This window comes from Bradyrhizobium sp. 153 (assembly GCF_023073835.1).
Taxonomy (GTDB): Bacteria; Pseudomonadota; Alphaproteobacteria; order Rhizobiales; family Xanthobacteraceae; genus Bradyrhizobium.
The window spans coordinates 17,947-36,383 of record NZ_JADPKH010000092.1; the positions used below are offsets into that span (position 1 = coordinate 17,947).

The window sequence follows — 18,437 nt, forward strand, 5'->3', positions numbered from 1 at the left end:
GATTGCTTTCCCTGCTCGCACAGGAATCCTACCAGGGAGCAGCCGATCCGCAACTTTCGAAAGGCCCTGCATGCGTTGCATGTCGGCATATGCGAGTTGCGCTCGTTCGCAGAGCGGCAGGTATCCCGCGGCCTTTAGAAGGTCTGGTTCATCGGACGCGTGAGCTTGGAGTGGACTTATCCAAGAAGCGTTTCAGTTTCTCGGCGAGCATCTCTCGGTTACGGATCTCGCATTCCCAGATGACAAGAACTCGCCAGCCGATCTTATGAAGTTTTTTTCTGTTCTCCGCATCCCGGGACATGTTGCGCGAGAGTTTTGCCGTCCAGAACTTCTTTCGGGTCGCGGGCTGCGTGGATTTCGAGCATCCTTTGTGCTGATGCCAAAAGCAGCCATGGACGAACACGACCGACGTGAACCGTGGGAAGACGATGTCCGGCGTGCCCGGCAGGTCCTTGCGATGGAGCGAAAAGCGATAACCGGCCCGATGGGCAACGCTGCGGACCGTAAGCTCCGGTGCCGTATGCTTGGTCCGGACGCGGGACATCAGAATCGAACGCTGCTTTTCGGTAAGTCGGTCGGCCATGGCAGTTCTACTCCGGATCACTAAAGTTTCAGCCGCCCCGACGGAGGGGCGGTCGCAGCTCTATGAAACCTTGAAGTACGCGCCCGATCGCTTTTCGTCATCAGGGGAACCGCGGTGCAAGCCCCTTGGCGCAAGAGTGATTTTTGCGCGACCGCGCTCGACATGAGATCGCTTCGTCTCCCGCCGAATATGTTCGGTGAGAATGAGCCTCCCAGATTTGTCCGCATTTACCCGCTTTCCACCCGGACGTAGCCGATCACTTAGCCGGCTTGCATAAGGATCCATGATAGCACGTGGAAATTCAGCGACCGGCCTTTCCAGGGCACGGCAACTCCCTGTTGTCTTTGCCGAATCAATGGCAAGACTACCTCCGGTGCGTCCGGGGCGGACGACCGCGTGGGGCAATATCTTGGTCAAGAAAATTCGTAGGGCTATCGACCTGTTCAGCGGCTGCGGTGGGCTCACCCTTGGTCTCAAGAAGGCCGGCGTCGAGGTGATCGGCGCGATCGAAATCGACGAGAAGGCCCGCCAAGTCTACAGCGCCAACCATCCGGAGGTGACCTTTCTCGAGAACGACATCCGTGACGCGGATCCGGTCGAGATCATGCGCCGATTAGGGCTACGCCCGGGGGAGCTTGATCTACTGGCGGGTTGCCCGCCGTGCCAAGGATTCTCCAGGATACGCCGGAAGAACAAGCGCGGGGCGCGAGCGGACGAGCGGAACATGCTCATCGACAACTTCGCTCTTTTCGTCGAGGCGCTGCGGCCCAAGAATCTCATGCTTGAGAACGTTCCGGGGTTAGCCGACTATCCGCGATTCCGCGCCTTCAGGCAGCACATCGAGCGGTTGGGCTACACGTATGAATGGAGCGTGTTGGACGTGTCCAGATTCGGCGTTCCGCAGCGCCGGACCAGGCTGATCCTCATCGCTTCGATGGGCAAAGCGCCGTCAATGGCGAAGCCGTCGAACCGACGCGTAACCGTGAGGGACGCTATCGGAAGCCTGCCGAGGGCCGGCGCAAGCGGCGACCTTCTTCACGATCTGCCGGAGGCGAGGTCCGAAAAGGTCAGATCCCTCATCGCCGCCATCCCCAAAGACGGTGGAAGCCGGTCGAGCCTCCCGCGCGAGATGCGGCCAGCCTGCCATCGGGACTACAAAGGCTTCAACGACGTGTTTGGCCGCATGGCGTGGGACGACGTCTCTCCCACGATCACCTCAGGGTGCTCCAATCCGTCGAAGGGGCGCTTTCTCCACCCTGAGGAGGACCGGGCCATCACTCTGCGGGAAGCGTCAATCCTTCAGGGCTTTCCGCCGACCTACAAGTTCGACACAAAGCTGGGAAAGGAAACGCTGGCCCTCATGATCGGGAACGCTCTGCCTCCTCCTTTCATCAGGCAACAGGCGCGGGCACTGCTGTAATCCCGGGCGCCGGACACCCAGATGAATCCTCCAGACCTCGACAAACTGCTATCGGAGGCGAAGAAGTTCGATCCGGAAAAGCCGACCGACGGCTTCATCCGCGAAGCGACATTCACAAACTTCAAGAACATCGAGCCGGGGACGAAGCTGGTCTTTCACTTTCCGCTAACCGCGATCGTCGGTGCCAACGGCACGGGCAAGAGTTCGATCCTGCATGCGCTCTGGGGCATGCCTCGCGGCTACAGCACCAGCCGATTCTGGTTTTCGACAGCCGTCGATCCGATAGCGGCCGGGAAGGATCCTCCGAGCTATTGGTATGAGCACTGGATATCCAAGCTGAAGACTTTCGCACAGACCCGCAAGGTCTTCGGCACGAAGCGGCACGGCTACTGGGAGCCGGCCCGCGCCCTGGCCCGCGACGGTATGACTGTTCTCGGCCCGATGAAGGACGGGGAAAAGGAATATCGAACGGCCGAGCGCTGGAATCCTGTCACTCGCGCTCCGCTCTACATCAACTTCAAGGCCGAGTTCAGCGCATTCGATCGCTTCTTCTACTTCGAAGACGGGCAGAAGCTGGAGAAGAAGCAGGACGACTACGTCCGAAGGGCGGACAGATTGAACACCGTCGTCAGGCTGCGCCGCGCCAGCTACAAACTGGGTAGCCGGGAGTCAGTCTACGAAAACCGCGATCTCACTCCCGACGAGTTGGCATGGACCGGCTTCGTCCTGGGACGCGAGTACGACAGCGCGCAATACGTTCGACATCGCCTGCTCGGCGTCGGTGAGAGTCCCACGGTCGTTTTCAGGCGACGGGGCATCCAATACTCGGAAGCATCGGCGGGAAGCGGCGAATTGGCGATCGTCAGGGCGGTGATCCAGCTTCTCGCGTGCGAGAAAAACTCCCTCGTCCTGCTGGACGAACCCGAGACGTCGTTGCACCCGGGGGCTCAGAGGAACTTCCTGACCTTTATCCTGCATCTGTGGAGGCAGAAGCAGTTGCAGATCGTCATGTCCACGCATTCGCCGACGATCGTCGAACTTCTTCCCACTCAAGCCATCCAACTTCTGGAAGAGACCGACGGGGCGAAATGCCGGATCGTCCCGGTCACTCACCCGCAGGTCGCCTTCAACCGACTCGGGCGCGCGGTCGGGAATTTTCTCAACATCGCGGTCGAAGACGATCTGCTCAGGGCAATGGTGGACCTCGCATTGCTGCATCTGGACGAGGGGGAACGCGAGACGATCCGATTGCATACTCCTCCCGCCGGGGCATCGTCGATTCTTGCGCACGACATTCCAGTCTGGATCAGTACGAAGCAGCACTTCTACGTGATCCTCGATGGCGACCAGACGGTAGAATATCCCGACTTCAACGAAATGACGCAGGCCGAAACCGGCGCTTTGCCGGCCTGGATCAAGGAAAAGTTCGGGACGTCCCCCGATCATCACGGGTCCGACCCGGCTCAGGCGCTTTTGTACCTGAAATGGGCCAGCGCCCGGGTGAGGTTCCTGAACGCGGTATGTCCGGAGCTCGTTCTCCTGCGCGCGCTTCTGGGCTCGCCCGATCTCGAACTCACCAACGAACAGGCGAAGGCGAAGCTGATCGAGGAAATGCAGAGTCGGGGTCACAAGACCGACGCCGTATCGCTGTCCGCCAACGTAAGTTTCATCATCGCCAACAAGGGCGCCGACAACGAACACGTCAAACACCTCGCCAAAATCTTGCGCGAATTCCTGCACCACCACTCCAAGGAAATCAGCGGCTAGAAGCGCCCGACATTGGTGTAGATCTCGATCCGCCGGCTCATGCAGCTAGACGAGGGCGTCCCACGCTCGCCACTAAGCTGGATGCTGCAGGCCTTTACGCCGTCGGGCGCTTCCGGCTGTGGGACCTGAACGACCCGATCAGCGCTAGGCAATATCTGGAAGCCGCGCTCGAACGCGGCGACCTCGACGCCGCCTTCGATCCGATGGTGCTTGCGCTGTTGGGCGCCTGAGTTCGTCGAGACCACGACCGACGCCGCGCAACGCAACTTACAGAGAATCCGGCGAGATGGTCCAAACCGCCGTATGCTTGATCTCGGCGTCTTCTAGGTCGCGGATCACCGGTACGCGATAGTCGGCGAGTCGGACAAGTTTCGCCTTCGGAAGGAAAGAGCGCCCGGGGTCGCCGATCAAGATGGTCGCGCCGGCGCGCGCATGGTCGGCCAGAAATGCGAAGGCACGCTCCGCGGTGTCCCGCTCATAGAAAATGTCGCCCGCGAGGATGGTCTGCCATCGGTCGTTTGATCGAGTGTCGAGCAAATCCTTGCCGCACGACGTGAGGTGGACCTGGTTGACCTCCGCATTGAGTTCGGCCGCCGCGATCGCGAAGGCGTCGATGTCGGACACGGTCACCCCGACCGCGCCGGCCATCATCGCCGCGATGCCGACGAGTCCGGAGCCAGAAGCGATGTCGAGCACGCGCCGGTCCCGCACTGTATCGGGATGATCGAGCACATAACGCGCCAGGGCTTGGCCGCCCGCCCAGGCAAATGCCCAGAAGGGCGGGGGGAGGCCGGCCTCGTTCAGCTCGTTCTCCGTCTGTTGCCAGAGCGGCAACGATTCATCGGCGAGGAAGACCGCGATTTCCGGCACCAGTGGCACCGACCGCAGCCGGGTGTTCGCGCGGATGAAGGATTGCGGGTCGGCTAGGGTCTGGGCTGTCAAGGCGAGCCATCGTTGTCACGTCACTAATGACTAGCACGAACCGTCTCGCACCGCGAAGCCGGTGTGATCCTGCGATCCTCGATAGCCCCGAGACCACCCGAGATTTACGGCCGAATAGGCCTGCCCGGTGGTACACAGCGGTGGTCAAATCGACACCGGGTCTTTCAGGAATCCTTGTTTTCCTGGGGAGTTCGCGCATTCGGGGCGATGGGGAGGGGAGTCCCACTCTCTGATGATACTCTCTAGCGGGTATCCGCGGCTCCGCGCGCAGCCTTGCGTCTTTCCTTGGCGACCCTCGCAGCAGCAACTTCGGCCGGGTCGCGCCGATGACGCTTGTGAGGGCCCGCAGGTAGATCGAGCGCCGCAATCTTGTAACGCGGATACTTCTCGATGTTCGCCGACATGGTCTTGATCCAGCGGTCACCGTAGTCGTGGCCCGCGTTCGAATCCTTCGGCCGATGACCCGTAATGAATCCCTCGACCTCTCGGTCCATCTCCACGTGGCGCGCGACGCTCTTGAACACATGGCGCCAGGCATGGTTCGGCTTCACGCCGACCGGCACGCCGAGGCCGTGCACCCACTCGGCGATCCGTTCGGCGACTTTTTTGAACTGAGGATTGCCGGGTTTGCCGCCCCGGCTTCGATCGGGGTCGTAGAAGAGGGGCTTGTTCAGCTTTCGCCGTTCCTCGACATAGGTCATGAAACCCTGGGCGATCACGTGGGAGTGGATCGGCACGACGCGCCACATCGCCGTTTTTTCGAGCGGAGGCTTAATCACCATGCATCTGATTTTTCCGGGTCCCGACGAGATGTCGTCCGGGCACAAGCTGGTGAGCTCGTTGACGCGCGCGCCGCTATAGGCGCACAGCCATGGCAACCAGCGCCTCGCCGCCCGCATCTCGACCGAAATCAGATGACTCGGCGTCGCGACCGTCGCGGTCAAGATGATCTTGATCTCTTCCGGACTGAATCCCTTCCGGGGCGGTTCCTTCACCTTATCCAGTTCGGGTGTCTCCGAAGGGTCCTCGTCGCGGACGCGGATGCGATAGAACGGGTTTTGATCCAGCTTCCGGCGCTCCACCATGAAGCCGGCGGTGGCGGACAGCGAGGCGATCCACACGTCCCTGATGCTCTTCCTGGCGAATTTTTTCTCGATCAGGTGGTCAACCCACTTGTAGCCTTCGGTGGTTGTCATGCGCTTCAGGTCGCGGTGGCCGATGAAATTGCAGAACGCCTTGATCTTTGGTCGCCAACGCTTCGCCGTCGGGCCGAACTTGCCTCCCTTAAGGCCTCCCTTGGACGCGTACTCTTCGAACGCCCGGACGAAGTCTAGAGCGGGCGTCGTCCGGGGCGGGATTTTGCTCAGGTCGGCGATCTTCTCATGCTCGCCGAGACGGGCGTACTCGACGTCTTGTGCGCCATCCTTCCTGGCCTTGGCCAGGAGGGGAACGAGACGCTCGACGTTTGCCATCGAGGTGTCGTATCCGCCGCTCTCCAGCAGATCCAACGCATCCAACCGAAGGGACTCCTCGTCGGCCGCGGTGATTCTCAGCTTGGCGAATCCGGTGGGTGGCTCCTTGAAGTAGGCGTTCCGGATCGCGGAGTGCTCTGCGGCCCGCAGCGCGTGCAGGTCCTGATGGGTCAGTTTGAACGGCTCGAAAACGAAAGTTTCCGCCGATTGGGGCGCTCGGGCCACTTCGGCGCGCAGGCGGGCCCACTCGGCCTCGATCGCCGCGTTGAGGGCGCCGATCTTGATGTTGGCCTGCCGTTCGTCCTTGGTCCCGAGACTGGCCCAAATCTCGGTCTTGCCGACGAGTGGGCGCAGGTCGGCGGGGACCTTCTTGCGGATCCAGTAGTTTTGGGACGTCGGTCGCTTGATGGGCTTGGGCATCTTGAAATTCGGCATGGTGGAGCACCTCGGTGTAGCACCGGCCGTTCAAGAACCCCTGAAATCGAAGGATAAACTTGTAAAGAAGGGATCTCCGGCCCCCTTTGGGGGAGAGTCCCTCCCTCTCCGCCATTTCATCCAGCGACGTCGGAGCGTACCGGTCAAGGAATTCCGCGAGCGGATTTGGTCACGCCAATGAAGATCGGGCCGCGTCCTGACAAATGGCTGCGAAAGAAAAGCGAACCAGCGCATGCGCGGTTTTGCCGTCCGGACGATCGCCTTCTACGGTCCTGACAACACGTTCGCTTCCAAGGTTGCTGTCTCTCCTGCATCCGGGCTGAAGGAGCCGAGCCTGAGTTGCGCCGTTTGCTTTCGAATCCGCAGATGTGCGGTCGGATAAGACCACGCTTGCGGAAATTGTCGGTTTTCTTAAGCGGCATTCGGTGCGCATCGATAGCGGTGGTCGACGGAATTATCGGTTGCCCGCACGAAGAAGGTGTATTGATTCCGAGAGAGAGTCCGGTCCGCGCTGTCAATGTTGGAGGGGCAGGGATCGCTGGACGGGCGAACTGATCCTGACTGACACGGGGCTGCCCAAGTCACGCCGCGCCACCCGCCTTTAACGCCCGCCGCATCACGTCCCAAACTCGCGGATCGCTCATCTGCGCTACGTTGAACCGCATGAAGTGCGACGCCGTCTGCGACACGCTGAACACGTTGCCGGGTGCCAGCACCACATCCACCTCGAGAGCCGCGCGTGCAACGGCCGTAGCATCCTGGCTGTCCCGGAGACGGCACCACAGGAAGAAGCCGCCGCGCGGCATCAGCCATGGCTCGATGCTGAGCGCCTGAAGCTTACGCGCGACGTCGCGCCGGGCGCGCATGAGCTTTTGCCTGAGCTCGTCCATGTGCTTGCGATAGCTGCCGCCGGCCAGCACCGTTGCGATGACCTCCGTCGCGACCGGGCTCGGGCCGTCAAAGCTGGTTGCGACTTGAAGATCGACCAGATGCTCGATCCAGTCGGCACGCGCGGCGATATAGCCGCAGCGAAGCGAGGCGGAGAGCGTCTTGGAAAAGCTGCCGACGCGGATCACGCGGTTGAGCCCGTCGAGCGCTGCCAAGCGCGGCGACCGCTCCGGCTCGAAGTCGCCGAAAATGTCGTCCTCGATGATAGTGAGGTCGTGCGCGGTGGCCGCGGTCAAAAGCCGATGCGCGGTCGGAAGCGACAGCGTCGCGCCGGTCGGATTGTGGAGCGCTGAATTGGTGATGTACAGCCGCGGCCGCTCGCTGGCGAGGATCTGCTCGAAGCTTGCGACATCAGGACCCGATGACGTGTAGGGCACGCCGACGATTCTTGCCTGATGCGCCCGCAGCAAGGCGCGAAAATTGAAGTAGCAGGGATCGTCCACCAGCACGGTGTCGCCGGGACGGAGCAGGAAGCGGCAGATCAAGTCGGTCGCCTGCGTGCCTGACCCCGTCAGCATGAGCTGGTCGATCGATGCCTCGATCGCATCTTCGGCCAGGCGCGTGAGCAACAGCCGGCGCAGCGCCGGCAAACCGCGCGTGCTGCCGTAGTTGGTCAATAGGCTGGCGTCGGTGCGTGCCAGCGCGCGGGTGGCGCGTCGGAGCGCTGCTTCGGGCATCCACTCCGGAGGAAGCCAGCCGCAGCCGGGCTTTGGCGCGACTGCATCGGCGTCGAGCGACTGCCGCGAGACCCAGAACGGATCGACTTCCCGGTCGCGGCGCGGCTCGGCCTCGGTCAATGCGAGCGGCGGCATAATCGCCGGCGAGACGTAGAAGCCCGAGCCGCGGCGGGCGCGGATCAACCCTTCCGCAGCCAGACGGTCATAGGCTTCGACGACGGTCGAAGGCGAAACCCGCATCGTCGCGGCAAGGCTGCGGATCGACGGCAAGCGGTCGCCGGCGCCGAGCGCGCGGCCCGCGACCTTGGCCCGGATCGCGCTCATCACGTCTGCGGTCCGCGTTCCGTTGCGCCCTCTCGCTGATGCGTCGCTGTCCAAGTGTAGTGCCTTCCATATCCATACAGTTTCGCCAGATTGTACTGAACTGTCGCTGGCCTTGTCATCTGCGATGCCCCAGGATCGCGAGCCAAAAGCGAGACAGGAATGCAATCTTCCGGCAGCGGCTGGGGCAACGGGCTTCTCGGCGTCATCATCTTCAGCGGCTCGCTGCCGGCGACGCGCGTGGCGGTCGGCGGCTTCTCCGCGCTGTTCCTGACATCCGCGCGCGCGGTCATTGCGGCGTTGATAGGCCTGGCCGTGCTCGGCTTGCTCCGTCAGGCGCGGCCGGGGAGGCAGGATCTCGCCTCGCTCGCCATCGTCGCCATCGGTGTCGTGGTCGGCTTTCCCTTGCTGACTGCGCTCGCGCTCCAGCACATCACCTCGGCGCATTCGATCGTCTTCATCGGCCTCTTGCCGCTATCGACCGCGATATTCGGCGTATTGCGCGGCGGTGAGCGGCCGCAGCCGCTGTTCTGGCTGTTCGCCGTCCTCGGCAGTGCGACCGTGGCGGGCTTTGCCCTGTCGAACGACGGCTCAAGCTCGCTGACCGGGGATCTTCTGATGGTGGCTGCGATCATCTTGTGCGGCCTCGGCTATGCCGAAGGCGCCGCGCTGTCGCGCCGCCTCGGCGGCTGGCAGGTGATCTCCTGGGCGCTGCTGCTCGCGCTGCCGCTGATGGTGCCCGTCGTGATTTGGACCTGGCCACCGACATGGAGCGGCGTCAGTGCGCCCGCCTGGGTCGGGCTTGCCTACGTCTCCGTCTTCAGCATGTTCGTCGGATTCATCTTCTGGTATCGCGGGCTCGCGCTCGGCGGCATCGCCCGCGTCGGCCAGTTGCAGCAGCTCCAGCCATTCTTCGGTCTCGCGCTTGCCGGCCTGTTGCTGCACGAGCCGGTTGCCTGGAGCATGATCGCCGCGACTCTCCTCGTGGTCGTTTGCGTCTTCTTCGCGCGGCGGTTTGCGTGACGATGGCCAGCTAGTTCTGCCTTCTGCCCGGCGATTTTTCGATCCCAGGGATTCGCGCGATCTGCTCGGCGAGAAAATCGACCAGCAGCCGCACCCGCGCGACGCCGGACCGCTCCGGCACGATCAGCATCTTCAGTGGAACGGGAGGCGGCGAATAGTCCGCAAGCACGTGTTCGAGTCGGCCGGTCGCGAGAAGGTCGCCGACGAGCCAAAGATGTGCGGGTGCAATCCCGCGGCCCGCCGCGAGCGCCTCTCGCGCGGCAAGTCCGTGATCGACGCGCAACCGTCCGGCGAACGGGACCGCATGGCGGCCGCCACGACGTCCTTGCAGGACAAGCACATCGCTGCCGGCGATGTTGGACATCCTGATTGCCTGGTGATTGGCGAGGTCTTGCGGACGCGCGGGCCTGCCACACTCGGCAAGATAGGTCGGTGCGGCGACAAGCACCCGCCGCGACTGTCCCAGGGACTTGAGCTTCATCGAACTCTCGGCAAGCGGCCCCAGACGGAGTGCGACGTCGACACCTTCCCTCACAAGGTCGATCCGTTCGTCGGTCAGGCTGAGATCCACCGACACGTCCGGATAACGGTCCTGGAACGCGAAGATGAAACGGCTGACGTGGAGCACGCCGAAGGCCGCAGTGCAGGATATCCGTACCATTCCAGCGGGCGCATCGCGCGTGCTGCGCGCCTCGTCGCCGGCGTGCTCGACCAGGCGCAGGATCTGCACGCAGTCGGCATAGTAGCGGCGCCCCTCCTCCGTCATCGTCACCCTGCGCGTGGTCCTGGTGAGCAGCGGCACGCCGACGGCTTGCTCCAGTTCGCGGATGTGCCGTGTCACCGTGGATTGGCCCAACCCAAGCTCGCGTGCGACGGCCGACAGGTTTCCGCGCTCGGCGACCCGCACGAAACTGCGCATGCGCTCGAGCGTGACCTCCGATTTATCCATTTTCCGGCATAATCCTATTCATTGCCGACATCTACCGGTTTGCAGCCCGCCGCGCTAGCTGCGGGACATCGTCAACGAATGGTGCTGATCATGAAAGTGTTGATTGTTTTTGCGCATCCCGAACAGCGTTCGCTCAATGGCTCGCTCCGGGATGTTGCCGCCAGAGAGCTCGAGGCCCAGGGCCATGAGGTGCGGGCGACGGACCTCTATGCCCAAGGCTGGAAATCGGAGGTCGATCGCGCCGACTTCCCGTCACTGCTAGCGGACGCGCGGCTGGCGCCCGCCGCTGCATCCAAGCAGGCCTTCGAGGCCGGCACACTCACTCCTGACGTCAAGCGCGAGATCGAGAAGCTGCTGTGGGCAGACGTGCTGATTCTGCAATTCCCGCTGTGGTGGTTCAGCATGCCGGCGATCCTCAAGGGCTGGGTCGACCGCGTGTTCGCCTACGGCTTCGCGTATGGCGTCGGCGAGCACAGCGACAAGCGGTGGGGCGACCGCTACGGCGAGGGCACGCTAGCGGGCAAGCGCGCGATGCTGATCGTGACGGCCGGCGGCTGGCAGGAGCATTATTCGGCCCGGGGGATCAACGGGCCGATCGAGGACCTGCTGTTTCCGATCAATCACGGCATCCTCTATTACCCCGGCTATGACGTCCTTCCGCCGTTCGTCGTCTACAAGGCCGACAAGCTCGGCGAAGCCGGTTTCGAAGCGATCGCCGAACGTTTGCGCGAGAGGATGAGAACGCTTGCGACGGCCTCGCCCATTCCCTATCGGCGCCAAAACGGCGGCGATTACCTGATTCCGAGCATGCAGCTGCGCGCCGGGCTCGAGCCTCCCGAGGCGAGTGGTTTCGCGCTTCACCTCGAGCGAGCCGAGGCGCGCGTCTCGCATGGTGAGCCGGGCGCCGTGCAGTCGCCGACCGATGTCAGCGCCGCAATAGCGTAAGTGCCCGGCCAGGCAGACCGGCGAACACGCGCGAGCTTGACGATTCTCGCGCGTCTCCAGCGACATACGAGCCGCGAACGAGCTCACTCCATCACCGTTTTCGTCAGCGTCGAGCGGGCGAACTTCTTCAGCGGCATCGGCTTGCCGAACAGAAAGCCCTGCACGAGATCGAAGCCGAGCTCGTTCGCGGCGACGAGGTCGGTGCGGCTCTCGACGCCCTCGGCGACCACGCGCGCGCCGTAGCCCTGCGCGAGCTCGACGATGTGACGGCACACCGTGCGCTTCAGCCGGTCATTGCCGCTGCCGGTGACGAAATGCCGGTCCGCCTTCAGCATGACGAAGGGAATCTTGTCGAGGCCCATCAGCGCCGGCCAGTCGGCGCCGAGATTGTCCACGGCGAGGCCGATATTGTGCAGACCCACCTCGCGCGCGATCTCCGTCAGGTGGTCGAGATCGCGGGTCGCGTCTTGGCTGTCGATTTCGATCGTCAAGCCGCCGAAGGCCGGATGCGTCGGCATGCGGCGGCAGAGATCGCGCACCGCCTGCGGCTCCTTCAGGTAGGACGCCGGCAGGTTGATCGAGAGATCGACCGGACTCTGCTGCTCCAGCAGATAGTGCCAGTCCTGCATGGCGCGCTCGATCACGAATTCCGAGAGGTCACGCAGATGCGGATCGTGCTCCTCGGGAATGAAATAGGCCGGCGGCACGACGCCCCAGGTCGGATGGCGCATTCGCACCAGCGCCTCGGCGCCGCTGCGGATCAGCGTGCGGGCGTCGATCTTGGGCTGGTACCAGAGCTCCAGCCAGCCGGCATGCAAGGCCTCGCCGACATGCACGGCCGGGCTCGGCGCCGGCTCCTCCGGCAGCAGCATCGCGACACGCTCGCGCAGCGTCTCCGCGGCAAAGGGGGTGGTCAGCGGCGGCAGCATCGCAAGGCCATATTCCTCGCCGACCTGCCGCACGGCCCTGACGATGATCGATTCGCGGGCGCCGACCGCGAGAACCTTCCCCGCAAATGCCTCGCGCACCAAAATCTCCAGGAATCTTCCCGGCTCGATGCCATCGGTGGCGACGCCGAGCAGGATCAGGTCCGGCAATTCGGTGGCGAGCATGGTTTGCAGCTCGTCCGCGCTGGCGCATTCGCTGGTGACGAAGCCCAGATCCTCGAGCACCTCGCTGAGGAATGCACGCAAGTGGCGCTTGCTGTCGGCCACGCAGGCGCGCGGCGTCACCTTTCGCCGTCCGAAGGTCACAGGCCTTCGTCCGACGAGTTCAATAATCCCATCGTTCATCTCATACCACTCCCGTTCCGTGACAGTTTCTTAAACGGCGAGCGTGGGTTCAAATAAGGAGAGCTTCACATCGTTGTTGAATTATCTGAGTAACGTTAAGCGCTGCAATTCGAGCTAATTTGTCGACAGAATCTTCGAAAAGAATTTGCATACTCAGGCACCGCACGGACAACGACAGCCAGCGCATGCGGAATTTCTCCCGCGCGATCGATCGAAGCGCGGCTCGCCGATGCCACGCATCGAGCGATGCGGTTGCGTAGCCGTTCGCTGCAATGACAGGGCGATTAGAGAATTAATTTCCGGCGGCTTTTTCGTGTTGTGCCACGCCAACCGCCTTGTAGTCATAGGTCGGATGGAATTCGGTGCGGTAAGGGCCCCATGCCGTGTCCTCGATCACGCGGTTGACCTCGCGCAGCCGCGACGCCGGCAGGCGCAGCGTGATCACCTGGCCAATGCCCATCATCACATACCAGCTCAAGACCTCGACGCCGGGCGGCGGAAACGCCTTGTAGAAGCCCTGCTTTTCGAGTTGCGTATTCAGCTCGTGAAGCGGCCGGGATTGATCGTGCTTGAAGAAGACGGTCAGCAGCACCGCGTTGTCGGCGGTCGGCGCAGCATCGCCTTGCGGCGTCGTTTGCGCCATCGTCGTCGATGTGAGCGCGAGCGCACTCACGAGCAACGTCACCATCGTCAGGATCAATCGGTTCGATCTCATCACGACCTCCTTACGGTTCGTTCTTTCGTTGCATCGGAGGATAGGAGCGACAGCTGTGGCCGTGGAACTCATTTTCGCGCGATGCGCGCACGTTCTACCTTCGCTCGTGACAGTTCTGCGACGATGCGTCCGCGCGTGTTCGACCCAAATGTGAAACACATCACATGCGCATTGCTGCTCCTGCGCTATTGCTCCGCCAGCCGGTGGTGGGCTGTCGAGGATTGCAGCAATGACAATGCGGCGAATGATGTATTGGTGGTTCAGATTCGTGCTGTCGGGGCGATTTCTCGATCGCTTCCTCTGCCTGCCGCGCGCGCATTAGGACATGATCGCTCACCGATAACGCGAAAGCCTCTCGCGCTTTGATGACTGCGCGATATCAGGTCTGCCCGATCAATTTGCGAAACGCCGCCGCGCCGTCCTGCATGGCGTCGCGTCCCTTCCAGGCCAGATAGGTCAACTTGCCGCCCAACGTATCGTGGCTGCGCAGCCGGCGCGATCCGAGAATGTGGCCGACATTGGCGGGGAAGCGGCTGACCTCGGCGGACACCAGCGCCGCGATCGCGTCCATCAATTGCTGGAGGCGGATGCCCCAATCGCAATGTTCGATGCCGTCGATGCGGACCTTGAGCGCGTATTCGGTGTCGTAGATCTCGGCAAGCAGGTCGCGGGCGACCAGCACGCGGTTGTGCCGGAGCGCGACCCGAAGAGCGAGGCGCTTGTCGTCGAGGCGGTCGAGCACCATGGGGACGACGCAGGCATAGGGCGCGGCGGCGACGTCTGCGGCGGACTTGCTCGCGGCGGCCTTGGTGGCAAGGCGTACCAATTGCCAGGGCGTCTTCAGGCGCCTTGCCACCAGTGTCAGCGCGAAGGGCAGCGCGCGGGGATGGGACTTCCCGAAGGCGTCGAGTTGCCAGGTGATCTGGGCCACCTGGTTGTCATCGAACTTCGCGATCCGTTCGGGCAGCTTCGCGTTGAATTTCGGCAGCGCGTCGCCGGCGCGCAGCACGTCCAGCATCTTCATCACGTCGTCGAAGGCGGTGCGCGATGCGGTGTACTGCGCGAGCTTGGCGCGTGCGAGCTGGGTGCTGTCCGCCGACGCCAGGGTGCTCTCGAGGACCTTGAGGACCTTGGTCTGGAAGGTCGATGCGATTTTCTGCACTTCCTTCAGGTTGTTGGCGGCAATCTGGTCGTTGATCGCCTTGATGTAGTCGCGCGCCATGGTCGGCAGCAGGTCGCGGCAGATCCACTCCCAGATCGGGGTGAGGGTGTTGCGTGAGATCCGCCCCGCATTGGCGTGCTCGGGTGCGCCATCGATCAGGAGGAGCTCGAGCGGCGCGAAGAAATAGCGCGAGGGGCTGGTGGCGCGCGAATGGGCCGATCCGTCCTTGCGAAACTCGGCGCGCAAGCGGGACTGAATGTCGGCGGAGCCCGGCATGTCGATGCCACACAGCTCAAGCCGCTCGAGTTCGCTGAGCAGACAGCTCCGCGACATCGGCGTCAGCCTCTGCAAGAATTCCGACAGCCGATCGATCTCGTTCATGGCACGCAATCTTTCGCAGCGTCTCCCGCAGGCTTGCGGGCCCAATGCGTGGAGGCATTTGCGCGCTCTCAACCTCGCTTAGAGAAGCAAGTCGCCGTTAATTAATCCGTAAAATCCGGGGGACTGGCAGGAGCGGAGGTGCCGGTTGAGGGTTCTTCGCCCGCGTGCTCCAGAATTTGAGGCGAAATCTCAACCTCTGCGCGGTCGGCGACGGCGCCGTGCAAGCATAAATTGTGCCGATGCCGCGGATTTAGCGCAAAGCTGCCGAAATCACCGTAGTCTTACGGAGCAAAAAGTTAATCACAGACCGGGCTCGGTTCCGCTAAACGAGTGACATGGCGTCACAGAATGATACGGCCACTGATTCGCGGCCGTCGGAATGGTACGAACGCAGCGCTGCTCCAGCTGAAGAGCTCGATTTCGTCCGCCTGAACGCCGTCCGTGCCAAGGCCGCCGACGAAATGGCCGCCGCCATTGCCCGCGAGCTCAACGGCCCCCTGACTGCGCTCCTGCTCTACATGGGCGAGATCAAGCATCACAGCGATCAGCTCGCGCCCGTCACCGGCGATCGCGCCTATTTGCAGCGCGTGGTCGAGAATGCGCTGGCGCAGACCGAGCGCGTTTGTGGCCTCGTCAAGCAGCTTGCCGGTCCTCACAAGGGCGGCCTGCCGACCCCATCCGGGACCGGGGACGCCGCAGCGCGGATCCCGCGCGTGCCGCTGCCGCAACGCGTGCCTAGCGCCGAATTGATTGGCCTGTCCGGCCAGAAGCGGCTGACCAAGCGCGAGCGCGAGGTGCTGAGGCTGATCAGCGAAGGTTATTCGAACAAGCAGGGCGCGCTTCGGATGCAGATCAGCCCACGTACATTCGAAAGCCACCGCGCCGAGGCGATGCGCAAGCTCGGTGCGCGCAACACCGCGGACCTCGTCCGTGCGGCGCTGCTGCATTCGATCGATTGAGGTTGATGGTCGCTTTGTGCCCGGCCGGCGGCGCGGCCCGGGAGAAAGCCGATCCCGCTCAGAAATAGTCTTCGGCGAAGGGGCGCGTGCGCGATACGGGCCGCAGCGGCTTGGGCTCGTCCTTCGGTGCGTTCGGGATGATCGTGATGGTCCAGCGGGGAGGGATGCTCGATTCTTGCTCGAGTACCGAGCGCACGAAGCCAGTCACCGTCGACCCGCCAGACTTCACCGTCGCCATCCGGCCGTTGAACTGAGCGATGCGGAAGCGACGGACCTCCTTCTGGTCCGCAGTCTCGTAGGTGAACATGGAAACCCTCCTGGTTTCTCGCGACTATCGCCAGCTATGATTAGCCATCTGTGAAAATTCCAAGCCGTAGAAGTACGGCGGGAATACACGCGCGGGTGGTTTACAGCGTTTTCGAGCGAAGTGGAGCCGGTTCGCGTCAAGAAAACGCGTCAAACCAGGAACACAACGTCCGCTTCGATTCCCTCGGAACGGAAATGGCTCTAGCCTTCCGGTTCCTGCGCGCGCGCCGCGGCGTAGGCCGCATCCATCAGGTCCAGGAGCTCGCGGAGTTCAGTGTCGTGAAGCGTCTGCGCTGACTTCTCCAACCGCAGCGCCAGCGCCGCCAGCCTGGCATAGCCGAACGTGCCGGCCGCACTCTTCAACGAATGTGCTTCGCGCGCGAACCTCGCCTGGTGCTGCTCGCCCGAGAGCGTGCGGAACAGTTGCAGGCGCGCGCAGGTCTCGGTCCAGAACACCGCACGCACCTCGCGGGCCCCGTTCTCGCCGATTTCGCGCACCAGCGTCGCATAAGCATTCGGGTCGCGCGCGGGCGCGCCATCGAGCACATTCTGCGCCGGCGCGACGCTCACTTCAAACATGGCCTGGCCTGCCTCGATCACGATTCGATGCCGCGCGGGCCGGAATCGGTGCGAGGCCCGCCATGTCTACGGCATCCAGATTTCAGTTCCGGAAGCAGGACGACTCCTGTTTGCAGGCCGGCATTAGCCGTCGGTTTACCACGCGTGCGGGTCAGCGCGGGCCGAGCAGCCGGTCGTAATGCGCCTTCACGGTGGCGTAGCATTCGCACGCGGTCTGACGCAGGCCGTCCAGGTTCATGATCTGGATGTGTCCGCGGCTGTAGTGGATGAAATTGGCCTGCTGCAAGGTGTTGGCGACCAGCGACACGCTGTTGCGCCGCGCCCCTATCATCTGTGCCATGGCCTCCTGGGTCAGCAGCAGCCGGTAGTCGCCCGACAGGTCGTGAGTGTGCAGGAGGCAGCGCGACAGCCGCGACTCCACCGAATGGGCGGCGTTGCAGCCTGCGGTCTGCTGGACCTGCGCGTAGACCGCCAGACCGTGGCGCGTGAGCAAGGTCCGCAAGCTGCTGCTCTGGTCGGCCGCGCCGCGCAGCCGGTCGAGATCCATCACGGACGCGACCCCGGGAATCAGCACGACGGCCGTGTTCAGCGCGCATGCATCGCCCATGGTCGAGAGTGTCCCGAGCAGGCTGTCGCGGCCGATCATCGCGACCTGCACATGCTCGCCCTTGGCGAGCTTCACCACCAGCGAGATGACGCCGCGGTGAGGAAAATAGGCGCGCTTGAGCGTCTCGCCGGCTTCGACCAGCACCGCGTCATGGGGCAGATCGACCGCACGCAGGTGCGGGCGGATCAGCTCATAATCGTCTGCCGACAGCGCAGACAGGAAACCGTTGGATGGGCGCCCCGTCGTTTCCAAAGCTGCCTCCTCGCCTTCTGAACCATCGCTCCTTGTGCGAGTAAGTTCCATCATGTTCACGTCGGGCTATGTTGGCAATTGGGACAAGATGTCCGGCGTCGGCATGAGGACACGCCGTGCGGAAAGTAGACGTGCGTCAGCGCGGCGCCCGCCGGCGCTGAGATCGACTCGTCCGCGCGGCTGGTTAGCGCGGAACGAGCCGCACCGGCCATGGGGTAACGGTTCGTTTACCGAATATGCGAAATTCGCGGATCTCGGCAAAGCACGAAGCGAGCCTCGCGAGGGCGAGCGCGATCGCGCGCCGGCTCCATTCAATTTCACGCAGGCCGTGCCTATCGCCTTCACGGACAGGACTTTCTCGCGCGCGCCGTGCGCCGTAATTGGCGCCTTTACCTCACGCCCTTCGCCGTCGCGGCCCGGTGCCGGTTTTGCCGAAATGTGCCCTGGCATGCCGCCGAACGGCAAACTTGTCTTCAATATCCGTATTAGCACGGAGGCTGAAATTAACGGGACCGTGAAAGGGGATGTCTAACGATCGAAAGAGGGCTTCTGTCGATGCCAAGGGCGGCTCAGCCGCGGAAGTCCAGCTCAGTAAGGCGTACCTCATGGATGATCTGTTGCGGGAGTTTTTGACGGAGACCAGCGAGAGCCTGGACACCGTCGACAATCAATTGGTGAAGTTCGAGCAGGAGCCGAACAACG

The 18,437-nt window shown here is 63.0% G+C and carries 18 protein-coding genes; 6 read left to right on the plus strand and 12 right to left on the minus strand.

Going from position 1 to position 18,437, the window contains the following annotated elements:
* Positions 1–148: 148 nt before the first annotated feature.
* Entirely contained in the window at positions 149–583 is a 435-nt protein-coding gene (gene vsr / locus IVA91_RS24190; RefSeq protein WP_247459354.1) for a DNA mismatch endonuclease Vsr, read from the minus strand.
* A 409-nt stretch (positions 584–992) separates the two neighbouring features.
* On the opposite strand from vsr, the gene IVA91_RS24195 reads away from it, so the two are divergent.
* Positions 993–2,003, plus strand: coding sequence for a DNA cytosine methyltransferase (locus IVA91_RS24195; protein WP_247459355.1), 1,011 nt, complete (start codon positions 993–995; stop codon positions 2,001–2,003).
* Between the two features lie 21 nt (positions 2,004–2,024).
* Positions 2,025–3,770 carry an ATP-binding protein gene (locus tag IVA91_RS24200; RefSeq protein ID WP_247459366.1) on the plus strand — a complete coding sequence of 582 codons (1,746 nt, stop codon included), beginning with the start codon at positions 2,025–2,027 and terminating at the stop codon, positions 3,768–3,770.
* Here IVA91_RS24200 and IVA91_RS24205 read toward each other — a convergent pair.
* The 4 genes from IVA91_RS24205 to IVA91_RS24220 form a co-directional block, all read right to left on the minus strand.
* Entirely contained in the window at positions 3,767–4,015 is a 249-nt protein-coding gene (locus tag IVA91_RS24205; RefSeq protein ID WP_247459368.1) for a hypothetical protein, read from the minus strand. The two genes, IVA91_RS24200 and IVA91_RS24205, sit on opposite strands and share 4 nt — an antisense overlap.
* A 22-nt stretch (positions 4,016–4,037) precedes the next feature.
* Entirely contained in the window at positions 4,038–4,712 is a 675-nt protein-coding gene (locus IVA91_RS24210; RefSeq protein WP_247459371.1) for a 50S ribosomal protein L11 methyltransferase, read from the minus strand.
* 242 nt (positions 4,713–4,954) lie between these two features.
* Positions 4,955–6,619 (minus strand): DUF6538 domain-containing protein, encoded by a 1,665-nt coding sequence (locus IVA91_RS24215; RefSeq protein ID WP_247459373.1) that lies wholly within the window; start codon positions 6,617–6,619, stop codon positions 4,955–4,957.
* 581 nt (positions 6,620–7,200) lie between these two features.
* The gene (locus tag IVA91_RS24220; RefSeq protein ID WP_247279918.1) at positions 7,201–8,568 is read right to left on the minus strand and encodes a PLP-dependent aminotransferase family protein; all 1,368 of its coding nucleotides are present in this window, start codon (positions 8,566–8,568) and stop codon (positions 7,201–7,203) included.
* Positions 8,569–8,727: 159 nt separating this feature from the next.
* Between IVA91_RS24220 and IVA91_RS24225 the strand changes: the two genes are divergently transcribed.
* Entirely contained in the window at positions 8,728–9,588 is an 861-nt protein-coding gene (locus tag IVA91_RS24225; RefSeq protein ID WP_247279917.1) for a DMT family transporter, read from the plus strand.
* A 10-nt stretch (positions 9,589–9,598) separates the two neighbouring features.
* Here IVA91_RS24225 and IVA91_RS24230 read toward each other — a convergent pair whose 3' ends face one another.
* Positions 9,599–10,537: a LysR family transcriptional regulator gene (locus tag IVA91_RS24230; RefSeq protein ID WP_247279916.1), complete on the minus strand. Its 939-nt coding sequence runs from the start codon at positions 10,535–10,537 to the stop codon at positions 9,599–9,601.
* 90 nt (positions 10,538–10,627) lie between these two features.
* On the opposite strand from IVA91_RS24230, the gene IVA91_RS24235 reads away from it, so the two are divergent.
* Positions 10,628–11,482: an NAD(P)H-dependent oxidoreductase gene (locus tag IVA91_RS24235; RefSeq protein ID WP_247279915.1), complete on the plus strand. Its 855-nt coding sequence runs from the start codon at positions 10,628–10,630 to the stop codon at positions 11,480–11,482.
* Between the two features lie 83 nt (positions 11,483–11,565).
* On the opposite strand, the gene IVA91_RS24240 is transcribed toward IVA91_RS24235, so the two are convergent.
* The 3 genes from IVA91_RS24240 to IVA91_RS24250 form a co-directional block, all read right to left on the minus strand.
* Positions 11,566–12,774, minus strand: coding sequence for an EAL domain-containing response regulator (locus IVA91_RS24240; protein WP_247279914.1), 1,209 nt, complete (start codon positions 12,772–12,774; stop codon positions 11,566–11,568).
* Positions 12,775–13,066: 292 nt separating this feature from the next.
* Entirely contained in the window at positions 13,067–13,489 is a 423-nt protein-coding gene (locus IVA91_RS24245; protein ID WP_247279913.1) for a hypothetical protein, read from the minus strand.
* A gap of 379 nt (positions 13,490–13,868) precedes the next feature.
* The gene (locus tag IVA91_RS24250) at positions 13,869–15,032 is read right to left on the minus strand and encodes a hypothetical protein (RefSeq protein WP_247279912.1); all 1,164 of its coding nucleotides are present in this window, start codon (positions 15,030–15,032) and stop codon (positions 13,869–13,871) included.
* Between the two features lie 335 nt (positions 15,033–15,367).
* Between IVA91_RS24250 and IVA91_RS24255 the strand changes: the two genes are divergently transcribed.
* Positions 15,368–15,991 (plus strand): helix-turn-helix transcriptional regulator, encoded by a 624-nt coding sequence (locus tag IVA91_RS24255; protein ID WP_247279911.1) that lies wholly within the window; start codon positions 15,368–15,370, stop codon positions 15,989–15,991.
* Between the two features lie 58 nt (positions 15,992–16,049).
* Here IVA91_RS24255 and IVA91_RS24260 read toward each other — a convergent pair whose 3' ends face one another.
* The 3 genes from IVA91_RS24260 to IVA91_RS24270 all read right to left on the minus strand — a co-directional run bounded on the left by IVA91_RS24260 (position 16,050) and on the right by IVA91_RS24270 (position 17,735).
* Positions 16,050–16,298, minus strand: a complete 249-nt coding sequence (locus IVA91_RS24260) for a hypothetical protein (protein ID WP_247279910.1) — start codon at positions 16,296–16,298, stop codon at positions 16,050–16,052.
* Between the two features lie 200 nt (positions 16,299–16,498).
* Positions 16,499–16,876 (minus strand): Hpt domain-containing protein, encoded by a 378-nt coding sequence (locus IVA91_RS24265; protein ID WP_247279924.1) that lies wholly within the window; start codon positions 16,874–16,876, stop codon positions 16,499–16,501.
* Positions 16,877–17,027: 151 nt separating this feature from the next.
* Positions 17,028–17,735: a Crp/Fnr family transcriptional regulator gene (locus IVA91_RS24270; RefSeq protein ID WP_247279923.1), complete on the minus strand. Its 708-nt coding sequence runs from the start codon at positions 17,733–17,735 to the stop codon at positions 17,028–17,030.
* A 52-nt stretch (positions 17,736–17,787) separates the two neighbouring features.
* On the opposite strand from IVA91_RS24270, the gene IVA91_RS24275 reads away from it, so the two are divergent.
* A complete protein-coding gene (locus tag IVA91_RS24275; RefSeq protein WP_247418112.1) occupies positions 17,788–18,267 on the plus strand; it encodes a hypothetical protein in 480 nt (159 codons plus the stop codon).
* Positions 18,268–18,437 lie beyond the last annotated feature (170 nt).

Coding starts and splice junctions, on each gene's coding strand:
- IVA91_RS24265 (WP_247279924.1), bottom strand. CDS start 16,876: ATGTTTGAAGTGAGCGTCGCGCCGGCGCAGAATGTGCTCGATGGCGCG.
- IVA91_RS24240 (WP_247279914.1), bottom strand. CDS start 12,774: ATGAACGATGGGATTATTGAACTCGTCGGACGAAGGCCTGTGACCTTC.
- IVA91_RS24225 (WP_247279917.1), top strand. CDS start 8,728: ATGCAATCTTCCGGCAGCGGCTGGGGCAACGGGCTTCTCGGCGTCATC.
- IVA91_RS24200 (WP_247459366.1), top strand. CDS start 2,025: ATGAATCCTCCAGACCTCGACAAACTGCTATCGGAGGCGAAGAAGTTC.
- IVA91_RS24260 (WP_247279910.1), bottom strand. CDS start 16,298: ATGTTCACCTACGAGACTGCGGACCAGAAGGAGGTCCGTCGCTTCCGC.
- IVA91_RS24220 (WP_247279918.1), bottom strand. CDS start 8,568: ATGAGCGCGATCCGGGCCAAGGTCGCGGGCCGCGCGCTCGGCGCCGGC.
- IVA91_RS24250 (WP_247279912.1), bottom strand. CDS start 15,032: ATGAACGAGATCGATCGGCTGTCGGAATTCTTGCAGAGGCTGACGCCG.
- IVA91_RS24230 (WP_247279916.1), bottom strand. CDS start 10,537: ATGGATAAATCGGAGGTCACGCTCGAGCGCATGCGCAGTTTCGTGCGG.
- IVA91_RS24235 (WP_247279915.1), top strand. CDS start 10,628: ATGAAAGTGTTGATTGTTTTTGCGCATCCCGAACAGCGTTCGCTCAAT.
- IVA91_RS24215 (WP_247459373.1), bottom strand. CDS start 6,619: ATGCCGAATTTCAAGATGCCCAAGCCCATCAAGCGACCGACGTCCCAA.
- vsr (WP_247459354.1), bottom strand. CDS start 583: ATGGCCGACCGACTTACCGAAAAGCAGCGTTCGATTCTGATGTCCCGC.
- IVA91_RS24245 (WP_247279913.1), bottom strand. CDS start 13,489: ATGAGATCGAACCGATTGATCCTGACGATGGTGACGTTGCTCGTGAGT.
- IVA91_RS24275 (WP_247418112.1), top strand. CDS start 17,788: ATGTTCACGTCGGGCTATGTTGGCAATTGGGACAAGATGTCCGGCGTC.
- IVA91_RS24255 (WP_247279911.1), top strand. CDS start 15,368: ATGGCGTCACAGAATGATACGGCCACTGATTCGCGGCCGTCGGAATGG.